Below are 15,251 nucleotides of genomic sequence, written 5' to 3'. Positions count from 1 at the left end.
CTTGCTCAGGCGTTTTTTTATCTATGATGAATGCCATACCAAATTTGTCCTAACGCAATACCGGCATCATTAACTGGGATGAGTCCATTGCTGAGTACCGTCAAATCCGCTTGCTGCAGTTTGGTTTGGGTATATTCAGTTAAATACCGGTTTTGAAATACTCCGCCACATAGCACTACCGGCAATTGGGGATACTTTTTTGCTGTCGCCAGCACGGCATTACCAATTGCCTGCATAAAACCGGCGGCAATATTGTTGATAAGACTAGCGGTGACAGCTTGCTGCTCAAGTTTGATTATAATTTGATGAAATAACTCATCAGCAAGCCACTGACCTTGCTGCTCAAGCAGCACAAAATCTACCGGTTTGTCGGCTTTATTGGCAGCGGCTTCTAGCAGCATGCCTGCTTGGCCTTCAAATTGGGTCACTGTGATTAACCCCAGTGCGCAGGCAACCGCATCAAACAGTCGCCCCATTGAACTAGTTTGTGGACAGGCACCGCCATTGCCCTGCGAAGATTGGTGCACTTTAGCTAAATTACCGATGAAGTTTGCCGAGTACTGCGATAAACAGCTGAGCTTATGACAGCGTGCAAGCACCTTTTCGCACTGGTGTTCTTCACTGTTACTGAGCATTAAGGCCAATACGATACGACGCGGGTCTTTGATTGCTTGCTCGCCGCCAATGAGCCTAAAGGGCTTGAGGTGGCCGAGTCGCTGATAGTCATTGATATCGGTCAGTAACACTTCTGCGCCCCATAGTTGACCGTCATCCCCAAGACCGGTGCCATCAAAACTAAAGCCAAGAACTGGGTCGGTCAGTTGATGCATGGCCATCACGCTCAATACATGGGCAAAGTGGTGCTGTACAGTGAGGCACTGAATATCGGGCTGGCGTTGTTGCAGTGCTTTACTCCAGCGAGTGGGGGCATAATCAGGGTGTTTATCATGCACGATACAGCGCGGCTTAAGTTGGTACAGCCGCTTGAAAGTGGCGATGGTGTTATCAAAATAGGCTTCAGCTTCTAGGCTAAACAGATCGCCAATATGGGGGCTGACAAAAATATTATGATCGAAGGCAAACGCTAGAGTATTTTTTTGCTGTGCGCCGACAGCCAATAAAGTGTGTTCAACCGGTTTGTCTATAGCTAAAGACAACGGCGCATAGCCTCTAGCCAACCGAATGACCTGGATTTGCCCGGCAATCACTTGCACCACACTGTCATCACAGGCGTTAATAATTGCTCTGTCGTGGTCGAGGATATAATCGATTACATGCCCGAGCTTGTCGACAATCTCTTTGCTGTCGATGATGACTGGCTCGCCACTAATATTGGCACTACTGGCGACGATAGGGCAATTTAGCGCGTCTATCAGTAGGTGATGTAATGGGGTATAAGGTAAGAATATGCCGAGCTTATCGATATCGGGCGCGACAGATCCACTGATGTGCAGCGAAGCTTGTGGCTGCTTGCTCATTAATACTATCGGCCGCTCAAGGCTTTGCAAGCACTGCCATTCTTGTTCGTTGCCGCTGACTAAATCAGCAGCTGCTTGTTGATTAGCAACCATCACAGCGAGTGGTTTCGCCGGCCTATTTTTGCGTTGTCTTAACTGTTTTACGGCGCTGTCATTGCTGGCATCGCACACTAAATGAAAACCGCCTAAGCCTTTAATTGCGACTATTTTGCCTTGCTTTATCTGCTTAATACATTGACTGAGGGCATCTTGCTTTTCGGCTAAGGTTTGCCCCTGTGGATCAAGTAAACTCAATTGTGGCCCGCAAGCTGGGCAGCTTACAGGTTGAGCATGGTAGCGACGATCTAGCGGGTCGTTATAGCTGCGCTGGCACTCAGGGCACAGTGAAAAATTGGCCATGGAGGTATGTGGCCTATCGTAGGGCAGTTTTTTGATAAGTGTGTATCTTGGGCCGCAGTTGGTGCAATTGGTAAACGGGTATTGAAAGTGACGGTTATTGAGCTCGGCCATTTCAGATAGGCAATCATCACAACAGCTTTTATCAGTGGGTACCACGACCACGGCATCGGTTTGTGAGCGGGTGGTTGTTATCTCAAATTGCTGACAACCTTCAATTACGGCTAGTTCGATTTGTTCGAAACGGTCGATACGGGAAAGCGGTGGAGGAGAGTGTTGAAGCTTGGCAATAAAGTCTTCAACATCTGCTTGCTGGCCCTGTATTTCAATACTCACCCCTTGGCTGTGATTGAGCACAAACCCGCTAAGCTGGTGGTCTTGTGCATAGCGGTAGACAAGTGGTCGAAAACCAACTCCTTGTACTATGCCTGCAATCTTGAGTCGTCGGCGGATCGGTGACTGATTGTTCATCTCAAATGGCCTAATTTCCCTGTACATTGCCAAGTCATTATGCCAGTAAATCAATGTCCTCATAGTCGGTTAGATCAATAGAGAGTACGATCAATTGCGGTTGGGCACTAAGCAGCTATAGCGCTCATCGCTATGCACAATAAAGCGCCAGCCATAAAAAATGCCTGAATAAATCAGGCATTTTAATGGGGCTGTAAATCTTAAGCTGTGGCTAGGTCGCCGCTTTCATGTTGCGAGTAAACTCTGCCAACGCTTCGAGCAAAGCAGGTTCATCTTTTTGATTAGCTTCAATAATTTTGACTACCGCAGAGCCTGAAATCGCCCCCGCTGCGCCAGCGCTAATCGCCGCTTTGACTTGCTCAGGTTCAGCAATACCAAAACCAAGCAGCGGTGGTGGAGCATCAAATGTTTTGAGGCGCGCTAAAATATCACCAATAGGCATACCAGCTTTAGATTCGGTGCCAGTGACTCCGGCCCGAGATAACAGGTAGGTGTAACCCTGTCCTTGCTCACTGACCTGTTTTAAGGTGTCACTGTCAGCATTGGGCGGTGCAATGAAGATAGGGTCTATATCGTGGGCTTTGGCCGCATCAATAAATGGCTGTGCTTCTTCAACGGGGACATCTGCAATCAGTACTGAGTCGACACCGGCCGCTTGCGCTTTGGCATAAAAGGCTTCAATACCGTTGGCATAAACCAAATTAGCGTATAGCAGCAAACCGATAGGTAGCTGCGGATATTTTTCTCTTACAGCGGCGAGCATTTCAAAGCACTGACTTGGGGTTGTGCCAGAGGCCAACGCACGCAGGTTAGCCCCTTGGATCACTGGACCATCTGCCAGTGGGTCTGAAAATGGAAACCCTAGCTCTAGCGCGTCGGCGCCATTAGCAACTAAGGTATCAATAATCTCTAATGATAGGCCTGGGTTGGGGTCGCCCAAGGTGACAAATGGCACAAATGCACCTCGATTTTGCTGCTTTAGCGCGGCAAAGGCTGCTTGGTAACGGTTACTCATTGCCACTCTCCTGTTGAGCTTTTTGCTCTAAAATATCTGAGACGGTAAAAATATCTTTATCGCCACGGCCCGATAAATTCACCACTAAAATGGTCTCTTCGGTTGCGGCTTCGGCCAATTTAAGTGCATAAGCAATGGCGTGGGAAGATTCAAGCGCGGGTATTATGCCTTCACTGCGAGCTAAAATTTGGAAAGCCTCAAGTGCTTCATCGTCGGTGGCTGACTCGTAGCTAGCACGGCCGGTCGCGGCCAAATGTGCATGTTGCGGCCCAACCGATGGGAAGTCTAACCCGGCGGATACTGAGTAAGACTCTTCAATTTGGCCTTCAGCATCTTGCATCAATGGCGCTTTCATACCGAAAAAGATCCCTGTTTTACCATGCTTTAATGGCGCGCCATGCATCGGCGTGTCTATGCCTAAACCGGCAGGTTCTACCCCAATGAGCTTAACATCGGCTTCGTCGATAAAGTCTGCAAACATACCAATTGCATTAGAGCCCCCGCCAACACAGGCGATCACGGCATCGGGTAGACGACCTTCAGCAGCGAGGATCTGGCGTTTAGTTTCTTCACCTATCATGCGCTGAAATTCACGTACTATGGTGGGGAATGGATGCGGCCCTGCGGCGGTACCTAGCAGGTAATGCGCTTTATCATAGCTGGCTGACCAGTCACGCATCGCTTCATTGCACGCATCTTTTAGGGTTGATGAACCAGAGGTGACTGGAATGACTTCCGCCCCCATTAATTTCATACGAAATACATTAGGCGATTGGCGCTCAACGTCTTTGGCTCCCATATACACTTTGCATTTTAAATCTAACAAGGCGCATGCGAGAGCCGTTGCTACGCCATGTTGTCCGGCACCGGTTTCCGCAATGATCTCTTTTTTACCCATACGCTTAGCAAGTAATGCTTGCCCCAATACTTGGTTCGTTTTGTGGGCGCCACCATGGAGCAGGTCTTCACGCTTAAGGTAGATTTTTACCAAAGGGTTAGGGCTAAGATTACGGGTAAGCGTCAACGCCGTGGGTCTACCGGCGTAATTGTTGAGCAAATCGGCAAATTCCGCTTTAAAGTCGGCATCGTTTTGGGCATCAACAAAAGCAGCTTCGAGCTGCTTAAGTGCAGGCATTAATATTTGCGGGACATACATACCGCCATATTCGCCAAAGTAGGGGTCAAGTTTGGTCATCTATTCGTTTCCTAATTTGAGCCGGTTGGATGGAGCAATTTGTCCTACCCAACTCATGCGCTCTGGTAATTTAAGTCAATATTGTCGTAGTGCAGCAAATGCCGCTTTAATCTTGTCGCTATCTTTTATTCCCGGCTTTACTTCGAGGCCCGAGTTAAAATCGAGGCCAAAAAAGCCTTGTTTGCTAGCTTGTAGAGCATTATCTGCATTAAGGCCACCGGCTAGCATGGACAGCGCTTTATTAGGCAGTGACGCTTGCCAATCAAAACGGCTACCAGTGCCGCCAAATTGAACCTGGCCGCCTTGGCTTGTTTGGCTGTCATATAACAAGCGATCGATATTGTCTGGTACGGTTAATGTTGCGGTAGCACTGGCGTCAACCTCTACAGCGATGGCTTTCCAGATCTGGCATTGACTGCCTTGCTGAGCAAGTAGCTGTTTAAGTTGGCCGATGCTGTAGTCGCTTTCATTACCGTGTAATTGCACGGCGAATAGCTTGAGCGCTTTTGCAACTTGGGCGATTTTCTCCGGCGCTTCGTTAACAAATACACCCACAAAATTAAGTGCTGCAGAGCCGCTGCGATGGCCATTAACTAATGCTAGTGCTTGTTCCTGGCTGATATAGCGTGGAGACTTCTTGGCAAAAATGAGTCCACCGTAAATCGCGCCAGCTTTTGCGGCCTGCTGTGCATCTTCTAGGCGGGTGAGGCCACACACTTTGTTATGACCCAAAGTCAGTGCGCGGCAGGCTAAATCTAAGTCATCTTCAGCCATCAATGAACTGCCAACCAAAAAACCGTCTACCAGTGGGCTGAGCCGTTTTACCTGTGCTTGGTTATAAATACCGGATTCGCTGATCACAACCGTGTCGTTAGGGATAAGCGGTGCAAGTCGTTCAGTCGTGGCCAAGTCGGTACTCAAGTCACGAAGATTTCGGTTGTTGATGCCGATAATTTTTGCATCTAAAGCAATGGCTCTATGAAGTTCTTCTTCGTTGCTGACTTCGGTCAAAATATCAAGTTGGTACTTAGCCGCTTCTTGTGCCAGTAATTGATATTGTTGGTCATCAAGTACAGAAAGCATAAGTAAGATGGCATCAGCCCCTTGGTGAGCGGCCAACTGCACTTGGTAGCAGTCGACAAAAAAATCTTTGCACAATATTGGCTGAGTCACACGCTGACGCACTTGAGGAATGTAGTCCATGTCGCCTTGGAAAAACTGCTCATCGGTGAGCACTGAGATGCCCGCAGCATAGTTGACATAAACATCAGCGATGGCGGTCACATCAAAATCTGCTCGAATAAGCCCTTTGGACGGACTGGCTTTCTTGCATTCAAATATAAAGCCGGCATTGGGTGCCTTTAGCGCATCATAAAGGCTTCTATCTGACTGTTTAGGTTGTAAACTTGCTTCGCTAAAGCGCTGTTTCAATGCGGCAATATGCGCCGCTTTAGTATCAACAATTTTTGTGAGCACATTGGCTTCTTTAGTTGCACTGGTTTCTCTAACACAATTATCCACGTGATGCTCCATTATTGCTGACTAGCGCTAGCCAGTTGTTGTAATCGATTGAAACCTTCGCCATTGGCAATGGTCTGTAGTGCAAGTGCTGTGCCTGCTGCTGGAGAGTCTGCTACGCCGGCAATATACAGGGCACAACCGGCATTGACTGCCACCGCATTTTGGTGAGCAGCTTGACCTTTGCCTTGTAAAATATCGCGGGTAAACTGTGCGTTTTGCTCTGGGGTGCCGCCAGTTAAATCTTCCAGTGCCGCTCTGTCAACACCAAGCTGTTCTGGCGTAAGACTGTAATGAGTCAACTGACCATCTTTAAGTTCACACACTTGTGTTTCACCATGCACTGCCACTTCATCTAAGCCACTGCCATGTACCACCATCGCACGCTTTACATCCAAGGCTTTCAGTACATTTGCGATAGGTTCAACTAACGCTTCGCTATATACGCCAAGGACCATAAAGTCAGGGTGAGAGGGGTTAATTAACGGACCTAGGACATTAAATAAGGTTCGGGTTTTAAGCGCTTGGCGAACAGGAACTGCGTGACGAACACCACCGTGGTAGTGAGGCGCGAACAAGAAACATAAACCAAACTTATCTAAACAGTCTCTTGCTAATTCCGGTGCCATGGTCAAATCGATGCCAAATTGCGCGAGCAGATCTGACGAGCCCGATTTGCTTGATACGCTGCGGTTGCCATGTTTAGCGACTTTTGCGCCGCTGGCTGCTGCAACGAAGGCCGCAGTGGTTGAGATATTAATGGTGTTATGGCCGTCGCCGCCTGTGCCAACAATATCAACAATACCTTGGGCTTGGGTATCGGCGTTGGGTGTAGGGAAGGGTTTAGCGGCTTCACGCAGTGCATCAGCTGCGCCTGATATTTCATCAATGGTTTCACCACGCATTTTCATAGCGATAAGCATGCCGGCCATCGTCACTTCACTCATCTCACCTTGCACAATTGTGGTGAATAGCTGTTTAGCTTGTTCTCGGCTTACGCTGTTACCGGCAAAGAGTTGTTCTAAAATTGCTTGTTGTTGGCTCATGAAAGGGGCTCCTTGCGTGTGTCATCAGTAAGATAAGCTAAGCTCTGGGTTAAAAGTTGGCTGCCTAGGGTGGTTAAAATTGATTCTGGATGGAACTGGAATCCAATCACTTTGTACTCACGGTGAGAGACGGCCATAGGCATAGATTCGGTTGTCGCGATGACCTCTAGGCACTGAGGCACTTGCGTTGCGACTAAACTGTGGTATCGAGCCACTGGCAGCGGCGAAGCTAATCCGGCAAACACGCCTTGACCATTATGGTGAGTGGCGCTGGCTTTACCATGCACCACGGTTTGGGCGCGCTCCACTTTGCCACCAAAATGTTCCACAATAGCTTGGTGACCGAGGCAAATCCCTAAGATAGGTGCCTTACCAGCAACCAATTTCAGCAGCGGCATAAGTGAGCCAGCTTCATGGGGAGCACCAGGCCCTGGGGAGAGTACCAGCGCGGCTGGCTCAACTTCGTTGGGTAATTTGTCAGCAATAAACGCAGCATCAACATCATTGCGGTAGATAACAACTTGATATCCAAGGCTGCGAAACTGATCGACTAAGTTGTAGGTAAATGAGTCGAAGTTATCGAGTAAATAGAGTTTCATAGCCCGCCTCCTAGTTTAATGGCCGAGATAACGGCTTGGGCTTTTTGGCGTGTTTCATCGGCTTCTGACTGCGGATCAGAGTCGTATACGACACCAGCACCCGCTTGAATATGGGCAATGCCTTGTTTGACAAATGCAGAGCGAATCACAATACAGGTGTCCATATCGCCTAGGCCGTTAAGATAACCGGCCGCGCCGCCATAACTGCCGCGTCTTGTTTGCTCGACGCCTCGGATAAGTTGTGCGGCACTGACTTTCGGTGCCCCTGTTAATGTGCCCATGTTCATACAGGCTTGATATGCGTGTAAGGCGTCTAAATCGTCTCGTAACTGACCTGTAACGCGGCTCACCAAGTGCATGACATGTGAGTAGCGATCAACTTTTAGAAGCTCAGGGATCTTACGGGTACCACTTTGACTAATACGTGCAACATCGTTACGCGCCAGGTCGACTAGCATTAGGTGCTCAGATAGCTCTTTCTTGTCTAGTCGTAGTTCTAATTCTATGCGGCTATCTAGATCCGCATCGATTTGACCTTGGGCATTCTTACCGCGTTTGCGCGTGCCAGCAATGGGGTAAATTTCAACTTGATTAGTGTTGGTCTCATACTTAAGCGCGCTTTCCGGTGATGCACCAAACACGGTAAAGTCATCACCGCGGAAATAGAACATATAAGGGCTAGGGTTAGTTAACCTCAGCGCCCTGTATGCGCCTAGGGTGTTGGGGCAAGGTAAGCTAAAACTTCGAGACGGCACCACCTGAAATATATCGCCGGCACAAACATGCTCTTTCAAGGCATTAACATGTTGGCAGAAGGTTTCATCAGTCATGTTGATCTTGACTTCGGCCTCTACCGGTTGCAGTGCTAGCGGTGGAACCAGCTCAGTAATTTGGCGCTTGATGGTGACAACCCGCGAGGCCAGTTCATCCGCGTAAGCATCATTGCTATCTTGTGGCTGCGAAAAGCGGTGGGTGATGACTTTAGCCGTTTCGGCTTGACGGTCGACGGTAATTAAGGTTTCAGCAAGATAAAATAGGTAGTCTGGGCAGGTATTATCGCTTTGCGGCACAGGTGGTAACGGCTCGACGGTATCAATGAGATCGTAAGCCAGCACACCGCCCAAAAATAGATCTTCAAATTGTGGCTGTTCGCCGCAATCTATGTGGTTTATCAGTGCGCGGAGCCCATCAAGTGGGGACACCGATTTTAATCTGGCATCTTCATCGAGTTGCTCAATCGATTTGTGTAGTCCGACATGCAGCACATTATCTTGTTGCTCTACGGTGGCATCATTGAAAAATTTGCCAATGGGTGACAACAAGGTTTGTCCGTTGCGGGTTAGCGCGGTGAAAGTCAGTTGGTAGCCACTGCAACGAATAGATAATGCGGCATCTGTTAAGATCAAACTGCGTATATTGTCTTTGCTTTCGATTTCAGCTGACTCTAACAGCATACTGTGGGCTTTATCTTGGGTCACCAATTGATAAAGGCTCAGCGGGTCGCTGGGGTAGTCAATCCGTTCTTTAACTGTTGTGACTTGAGCTAATGTCATCTATTTGTCTCGCTTCCAATGTTGGTATCGCAATCACGGGCAAAATGTAGGGTAAAATTCAGTTAACAAAAAGCCCGCATCAAGTGCGGGCTTATTGTTGAATCTTGTCTCTTTTACATGAGCACAGTTATTCACACCACCCGCTAAGTTGGGAAGTGCCACCACCAATTGATGTTGTTGAACTGTTTAGCCATTAATCTGTCGCTCGAATTAAAAGGTAAAAGATAAAATCTGTTTGATGGCTATATAAAACATCAGCACAGAGGTGATGTCAATTGAATATTATTCTATTTAGGAACTAAATGGCCTAAAAGCAATTTTAGTGGTGAATTTGTAGCACATTATTAAGCCTTATGTAGTGCGAGCTAGTGTTTAAATTAACAAACTCAAGTAGAATAAGCCCATGATAGATGAATCGATAGTCGTGGACTTGCATAGTCACACGTCGGCCTCTGATGGCCAACTTTCTCCTGCTGATTTGGTCGCGCGTGCGCTGCATAAAGGTGTTGGCGTGTTAGCGATAACCGATCACGACACGACTGCAGGTCTTGCCGAGGCTCACCAATTTAATCAACAGCAGTCAAACCCGCTACAATTAATCGATGGTGTCGAGATTTCAACGCGCTGGCATAATTTCGATATTCATATTGTGGCGCTAAATGTCGCCCTTGATGATCAGCCTTTGCAGGATTTTCTCAGCAATCAACGCCAGCTTAGGCAAACTCGAGCCGAAGAAATTGGCGCTCGATTAGCCAAAGCCGGTATTGAAGGCGCTTATGAGGGGGCCAGTGCATTGGCTGATGGGGCAGCGTTAAGCCGTGGTCACTATGCGCGTTGGCTTGCCGACAACGGATACGCGGTTAATCCAGCATCGGTGTTTAAAAAATACTTGGCACGGGGCAAGACCGGCTATGTGCCCAACAACTGGTCTGATATGGCCACTGCTATCTCGTTTATCCATCAAGCAGGTGGTGTTGCAGTATTGGCACATCCAAGCGGGTACAAATTGTCAGCCAAATGGCTTAAGCGCTTAGTGCGTGAATTTGCCCAGTGCGGCGGTGATGCTATAGAAGTGATACTTGGGCAGCAAAGTATTGAAGATCGCAATAATCTGATTGCGTTAAGTAAGTTAAACGGCCTAACGGCTTCACTGGGCAGTGACTTTCATTTTCCCGGCAGTTGGATAGAGCTTGGTAAAAATATGTTTCGCCCCAAAGGTGTACAGTGGGTGTGGCAAAGTGATGCTTGGCGAGCTCACGGTGCCGATATGGATAGCAATTTGGCATTGAGCCAATAATATAGTGTGGATGAGAACAAACAATGAGTCAGTTTTTTTACGTACATGAAGAAAATCCACAAACACGACTGATTGGACAAGCCGTGAATGTGCTTAAACAAGGTGGCGTGATCGTGTACCCGACCGATTCGGGTTATGCCCTAGGTTGTAGGATAGGTGACAAAGATGCCATGTCGCGCATCACGCGTATTCGTCAAATAGACAATGATCATAACTTTTCGCTTATGTGTCGCGACCAGTCTGAGTTAGCCAATTATGCTCGGGTAGACAATCAAGCTTATCGGGTACTAAAGCATAATACGCCAGGGCCTTATACCTTTATTTTTAAAGCGACTAAAGAAGTCCCGAAGCGACTGCAAAATCCGAAGAAAAAAACCATTGGTATTCGTGTGCCTGATAATGTCATTGCATTGGCTTTGCTAGAAGCGCTCGATGAGCCATTAATGTCGACCAGTTTAATCTTACCGGGCGAAGAGTTCACCGAATCAGATCCAGAGCATATTCGCGATGTGTTAGAGCATCAAGTCGATGTGATTATTCATGGTGGTTATCTTGGTGAAAAGCCCACTACAGTCATCGATATGTCTGATGGTGATATCGAAGTAGTACGTGAAGGTGCGGGCGATATCACACCGTTTGTATAGTACTGTCTATTATTTTGCTAAACGGGTATAATCGCGCGTTTGGCGAAATCAAGCTAAGGTTAACCTTAGTATTGGGCCGGTGGTAATTCGATTAAGGTGGATACATGCAAGGGACTCAGCAACGTTTACCCTTGGCGGTAGTTAGAGGTGAGGCGGTAAAACAATTACCGGCTGATCTGTTTATTCCACCTGAAGCGCTTGAAGTGTTTCTAGAGTCATTTGAAGGCCCGCTAGATTTATTACTGTATTTGATCCGTAAGCAAAAGTTAGATGTTGTCGAGCTGGCAATCGCCCCTGTTACTGAGCAATATTTGGAATATATTGACTTACTGCATGGCGCTCGGGTTGAGCTTGCGGCGGACTATTTAGTCATGGCCGCAACATTAGCTGAGATTAAATCGCGGCTGTTACTGCCAAAGCAAGTTAATGATGAAGAAGATGAAGAAGACCCTCGGGCGCAGTTGATCAAGCAATTAAAAGCTTACGAAGTGATTAAACATGCGCAGCAGTCGCTTGATGAACTGCCAAGAATGGAGCGGGATTACTTTCAAGCTAAAGCTATGCCTGCGGCTGATATCAAGCCGACTGTGTTGCCACCTTCAGTGTCTTTAAGCGATATTGCGCTAGCCTTTTCGGCAGTGTTAAAGCGAGTGGAAGCCAACGAGCATCATCATGTACAGCGAGAAACCTTGTCGACGCGAGAGCGTATGGCGAAAATACTTGCTCTGCTAGAAGGTGAAGCGTTTTTGCCGTTTGAAAAGCTGTTTGATGTCTCAGAAGGCAAAGCTGGGGTTGTGGTGAGTTTTCTGGCACTGATGGAGTTGGTGAAAGAAACGCTGGTGGAGCTAGTGCAAAATGAGCCTTTTGCAACGATACATGTAAGAGCGTACTAATTGGCAAAGAATAAAGCATTACAGATTAATCCAGATCAGCTTAAACAGCTGATTGAGGCCAGCTTATTTGTCATGGCGAAAACAGTTTCGATTAAGCATTTAATGGAATCGGTTTTGGTACCCTTTGCGGTTTCACGGGTCAAAGTGAAACATGCATTGGAGGAGCTGCAACATGACTATCAAGGCCGTGGTGTACAGTTAGTGAAAGTGGCGGGTGGTTATCGTTTTCAAACCGCGGCAGAGCTTAGTCCATATTTGCAGACGCTATGGCAAGAGAAGGCGCCAAAGTATTCACGGGCCACGTTAGAAACATTGGCAGTGATTGCCTATAGGCAGCCGGTAACCCGTGGTGATATTGAGTTTATACGTGGTGTGGCGGTAAGTAGCCATACTATTAAAAGCCTGGCAGACAGGCAGTGGGTAAAAATAGTAGGGCATAAAGATGTACCGGGACGCCCGGCACTGTATGCCACTACTAATGAATTTTTAGCCTATTTCGGCTTAGAGGCTTTAGCGGACTTACCACCGTTAACTGAACCTGAGTCATTAGAGGCATTGTTTTCGAAAACTGTCGCGGCGGAGTCGCCGCAGCACGATGAAGACGTGCCAAACCCTTTAGAAAAAGAGTCTATTACTAATGAGTGAAAAATTGCAGAAAGTCTTGGCCCGTGCAGGCCATGGCTCCCGTCGTGAGATGGAGGCATGGATTGCTGCAGGCCGAGTTAGTATTGACGGTGAAATTGCCAAGTTAGGTGATCGCGTCGAAGCCGATGCAAAAATTCGACTTGATGGCCGTGCAGTGTCAATTAAGTCTGAAGAAGACGTAGTGTGCCGAGTGATTGCCTACCACAAGCCTGAAGGCGAGATCTGTAGCCGCAAAGATCCAGAAGGTCGTCCGACGGTGTTTGACCGACTCCCTCGTACCCGCGATTCTCGTTGGGTTGCTGTTGGTCGTTTAGATATCAACACTTCCGGTTTATTACTATTTACCTCTGATGGTGAGTTGGCAAACCGATTGATGCACCCATCCCATGAAGTTGAACGTGAGTACGCTGTGCGTACATTTGGTGAGGTGACTGACGGTATTATTCAGCGTTTACGCACTGGCGTGACTTTGGAAGATGGCCCTGCCAGCTTTGATAAAGTTAAAGCTGCTGGTGGCGAAGGCATGAACAAGTGGTGGCATGTCGCGCTAGCTGAAGGCCGTAACCGTGAAGTTCGTCGTCTGTGGGAGTCGCAAGAGGTACAGGTCAGCCGTTTGATCCGTATTCGTTACGGTATGATTGAGTTACCTAAGTCTCTACCTCGTGGCGGCTGGGTAGAATTACCAATAGAGCAAGTCAATTACCTTCGTAATTTGGCAGGATTGCCGGATGAAAATCGCACTTTACTGGGAACCGATAAGCACAGTGTGGCACGCTCGAAAGTGAAAAGTGCCAAAATCCGCCGCGCTGTTCGTAAGCATAAGACATCTTCTGCTAAACCTAGGCAGCGTAGTTAACTTGCTACCACAAGGTTACTAGTTAGAATCAATTCAAAGGCCGCATAAATTGCGGCCTTTTTCATGCTTGTAAATTGAATTCAAGCGGTGTTTCAGTTTCTAAGTCAGTGCCATTTAGGTTAGGCTAATAGTTAACTAGACGATATAAATATTAGGTGTGTCATGCAGTTGATAAGTGTCAGTAAGATTTGGGATGCCGCTGAGCACAACGCTTTTACCGATTTGGTTCGTTTTAACGGTGATTTGTACACCATATTTAGGGAAGGTGAAGCTCACGTTTGTGCCAATGGTGCACTACGTTTGTTACGTTCTGTTGATGAGGGAGACTCTTGGCAATCGGTTCATCAGTTTAGTGTCGATGAGCGCGATCTTCGTGATGGTAAGCTACTTGAGTTTCGAGGACAGCTTCTCGCATTTGGCGCCGGCCCAATTCGCGAGCCTGAACCACAACCTTTAAAGTCTTTTGTCTGGCACAGTGATGACGGTGAAACGTGGAGCGCGGCAAAACATATCGCCGCTGAAGGTGAATGGCTGTGGCGTGTTAGTCAATACCAGCAAAGTCTATATGGTGTCGCTTATCATCCTCATCCTGATAACGGTTATGTAGCGTTATATCAAAGTGATAACGGCATGGATTACCACAAAGTTATTAGTCACCTTAATCAGCAAAGCTATGTCAACGAGTCGGGGTTATCATTTGTCGAAGGGGTAGATTCACCGCCTACTGCGTATTGTTTATTACGTCGAGACCCTGTTTGGTCCAACGAGCAAGATGCATTGTTAGGCGTATCGACCGCACCATTTACCGATTGGCAGTGGCAAACGTTAGATAAGCGAATTGGTGGCCCAGTCAGTTTTGTCCATGATACTAAACTCTATGCTGTTGTACGCTTGTACGACGGCGAAGTACGCACTTCGGTGGTTCATATTGATACGCAAGCGCATCAAATAAATGAACTGCTAACACTGCCTTCTGGCGGTGATACAAGCTACGCTGGCGTCGTGCTACAAGGCAGTGAACTTCTCATCAGTTACTACTCTTCACACGAAGGTCAGTCGGCGATCTATTTTGCTAGAGTAGCCCTAGCTAACTAAAGCTGCTTGTAGTGATTGGGTAAAAGAAGTTCACATTTACCCTTTCTTTATACTTGCTCTAGCGCTTCCTCTGCAGTTTCATACCAGTTGTCACTATTCCCAATTTCTCCCAGAAAATGAATCTTTCGGTTGTGGTGATTTACCCCCTTTGTTAAAAGCGAAACCATTACCGACCCTTCTAAATAATGAAAACCTCCTAGGTGAAATATATAGCTCTTAGTGATTTGAATGAAAAATAGCCGATTATGTTACCTGTATGCACAAAATTGTAGTTATTAAAATTTTAAATTAAGTGCGAATTTATAAGTCGTGTTTGTTTTTTGTTTTTATAATGTTTAGGGTTTATTAATTTGTGCATTATTATTAACTTTTAATTATCATGTGTATTATTTTGTATCCCATGTTTTCTTAGTGGGCCCCTTGTTTATTCATGCTGTCTTTGTGTTCGTTACCATGTTGTTTTTTAAGGTTTTTAATTAATTTTTAACTGCTAATTGCAAGCGATTTAAATATGTATATGTATCAATTGTTTTCAATTAAGTTGTTTGGT

Annotated in this window: 13 protein-coding genes and 1 other annotated feature; of the genes, 6 read left to right on the top strand and 7 right to left on the bottom strand. The window is 47.0% G+C overall.

What is annotated here, in order from left to right:
- Nucleotides 1–17: 17 nt before the first annotated feature.
- The 7 genes from hypF to L865_RS0109545 form a co-directional block, all read right to left on the bottom strand.
- On the bottom strand, nt 18–2,345 hold the full coding sequence (gene hypF, locus L865_RS0109575) for a carbamoyltransferase HypF (protein WP_028773030.1): 2,328 nt from the start codon (nt 2,343–2,345) through the stop codon (nt 18–20).
- Between the two features lie 211 nt (nt 2,346–2,556).
- A complete protein-coding gene (gene trpA / locus L865_RS0109570; RefSeq protein ID WP_028773029.1) occupies nt 2,557–3,360 on the bottom strand; it encodes a tryptophan synthase subunit alpha in 804 nt (267 codons plus the stop codon).
- Nucleotides 3,353–4,555 (bottom strand): tryptophan synthase subunit beta, encoded by a 1,203-nt coding sequence (gene trpB, locus L865_RS0109565; RefSeq protein ID WP_028773028.1) that lies wholly within the window; start codon nt 4,553–4,555, stop codon nt 3,353–3,355. The genes trpA and trpB overlap by 8 nt, the downstream gene beginning before the upstream one ends.
- 75 nt (nt 4,556–4,630) lie before the next feature.
- On the bottom strand, nt 4,631–6,088 hold the full coding sequence (trpCF, locus tag L865_RS0109560) for a bifunctional indole-3-glycerol-phosphate synthase TrpC/phosphoribosylanthranilate isomerase TrpF (protein WP_028773027.1): 1,458 nt from the start codon (nt 6,086–6,088) through the stop codon (nt 4,631–4,633).
- Nucleotides 6,088–7,119 carry an anthranilate phosphoribosyltransferase gene (gene trpD, locus L865_RS0109555; protein ID WP_028773026.1) on the bottom strand — a complete coding sequence of 344 codons (1,032 nt, stop codon included), beginning with the start codon at nt 7,117–7,119 and terminating at the stop codon, nt 6,088–6,090. The genes trpCF and trpD overlap by 1 nt, the downstream gene beginning before the upstream one ends.
- On the bottom strand, nt 7,116–7,718 hold the full coding sequence (locus L865_RS0109550; protein WP_028773025.1) for an aminodeoxychorismate/anthranilate synthase component II: 603 nt from the start codon (nt 7,716–7,718) through the stop codon (nt 7,116–7,118). The genes trpD and L865_RS0109550 overlap by 4 nt, the downstream gene beginning before the upstream one ends.
- Nucleotides 7,715–9,271: an anthranilate synthase component 1 gene (locus tag L865_RS0109545; protein ID WP_028773024.1), complete on the bottom strand. Its 1,557-nt coding sequence runs from the start codon at nt 9,269–9,271 to the stop codon at nt 7,715–7,717. Before L865_RS0109545 ends, L865_RS0109550 begins: the two co-directional genes overlap by 4 nt.
- A gap of 64 nt (nt 9,272–9,335) precedes the next feature.
- Nucleotides 9,336–9,444 (bottom strand) — a sequence feature (Trp leader region).
- A gap of 230 nt (nt 9,445–9,674) precedes the next feature.
- Here L865_RS0109545 and rnm point away from each other — a divergent pair.
- The 6 genes from rnm (at nt 9,675) to L865_RS0109515 (ending at nt 14,701) form a co-directional block, all read left to right on the top strand.
- Nucleotides 9,675–10,568, top strand: coding sequence for an RNase RNM (rnm, locus tag L865_RS0109540; protein WP_028773023.1), 894 nt, complete (start codon nt 9,675–9,677; stop codon nt 10,566–10,568).
- 23 nt (nt 10,569–10,591) lie between these two features.
- On the top strand, nt 10,592–11,212 hold the full coding sequence (locus tag L865_RS0109535; protein WP_028773022.1) for an L-threonylcarbamoyladenylate synthase: 621 nt from the start codon (nt 10,592–10,594) through the stop codon (nt 11,210–11,212).
- A gap of 104 nt (nt 11,213–11,316) precedes the next feature.
- Nucleotides 11,317–12,105: a segregation and condensation protein A gene (locus L865_RS0109530; protein WP_028773021.1), complete on the top strand. Its 789-nt coding sequence runs from the start codon at nt 11,317–11,319 to the stop codon at nt 12,103–12,105.
- Nucleotides 12,106–12,177: 72 nt separating this feature from the next.
- Entirely contained in the window at nt 12,178–12,750 is a 573-nt protein-coding gene (scpB, locus tag L865_RS23490) for an SMC-Scp complex subunit ScpB (RefSeq protein WP_051484548.1), read from the top strand.
- A complete protein-coding gene (gene rluB / locus L865_RS0109520; protein WP_028773020.1) occupies nt 12,743–13,606 on the top strand; it encodes a 23S rRNA pseudouridine(2605) synthase RluB in 864 nt (287 codons plus the stop codon). The genes scpB and rluB overlap by 8 nt, the downstream gene beginning before the upstream one ends.
- Nucleotides 13,607–13,768: 162 nt before the next feature.
- On the top strand, nt 13,769–14,701 hold the full coding sequence (locus tag L865_RS0109515; RefSeq protein ID WP_028773019.1) for a hypothetical protein: 933 nt from the start codon (nt 13,769–13,771) through the stop codon (nt 14,699–14,701).
- The last annotated feature ends 550 nt before the right edge of the window (nt 14,702–15,251 follow it).

It is taken from the genome of Shewanella waksmanii ATCC BAA-643 (assembly GCF_000518805.1).
Lineage (GTDB): Bacteria > Pseudomonadota > Gammaproteobacteria > Enterobacterales > Shewanellaceae > Shewanella > Shewanella waksmanii.
The sequence above is the reverse complement of the archived record's forward strand: the minus strand, read 5'-3'. Positions and strand labels throughout refer to the sequence as shown.

What these genes read in the sequence shown, in the direction of transcription:
- hypF (WP_028773030.1), bottom strand. Translation starts at nt 2,345, where the DNA reads ATGAACAATCAGTCACCGATCCGCCGACGACTCAAGATTGCAGGCATA.
- trpA (WP_028773029.1), bottom strand. Translation starts at nt 3,360, where the DNA reads ATGAGTAACCGTTACCAAGCAGCCTTTGCCGCGCTAAAGCAGCAAAAT.
- trpB (WP_028773028.1), bottom strand. Translation starts at nt 4,555, where the DNA reads ATGACCAAACTTGACCCCTACTTTGGCGAATATGGCGGTATGTATGTC.
- trpCF (WP_028773027.1), bottom strand. Translation starts at nt 6,088, where the DNA reads ATGGAGCATCACGTGGATAATTGTGTTAGAGAAACCAGTGCAACTAAA.
- trpD (WP_028773026.1), bottom strand. Translation starts at nt 7,119, where the DNA reads ATGAGCCAACAACAAGCAATTTTAGAACAACTCTTTGCCGGTAACAGC.
- L865_RS0109550 (WP_028773025.1), bottom strand. Translation starts at nt 7,718, where the DNA reads ATGAAACTCTATTTACTCGATAACTTCGACTCATTTACCTACAACTTA.
- L865_RS0109545 (WP_028773024.1), bottom strand. Translation starts at nt 9,271, where the DNA reads ATGACATTAGCTCAAGTCACAACAGTTAAAGAACGGATTGACTACCCC.
- rnm (WP_028773023.1), top strand. Translation starts at nt 9,675, where the DNA reads ATGATAGATGAATCGATAGTCGTGGACTTGCATAGTCACACGTCGGCC.
- L865_RS0109535 (WP_028773022.1), top strand. Translation starts at nt 10,592, where the DNA reads ATGAGTCAGTTTTTTTACGTACATGAAGAAAATCCACAAACACGACTG.
- L865_RS0109530 (WP_028773021.1), top strand. Translation starts at nt 11,317, where the DNA reads ATGCAAGGGACTCAGCAACGTTTACCCTTGGCGGTAGTTAGAGGTGAG.
- scpB (WP_051484548.1), top strand. Translation starts at nt 12,178, where the DNA reads ATGGCGAAAACAGTTTCGATTAAGCATTTAATGGAATCGGTTTTGGTA.
- rluB (WP_028773020.1), top strand. Translation starts at nt 12,743, where the DNA reads ATGAGTGAAAAATTGCAGAAAGTCTTGGCCCGTGCAGGCCATGGCTCC.
- L865_RS0109515 (WP_028773019.1), top strand. Translation starts at nt 13,769, where the DNA reads ATGCAGTTGATAAGTGTCAGTAAGATTTGGGATGCCGCTGAGCACAAC.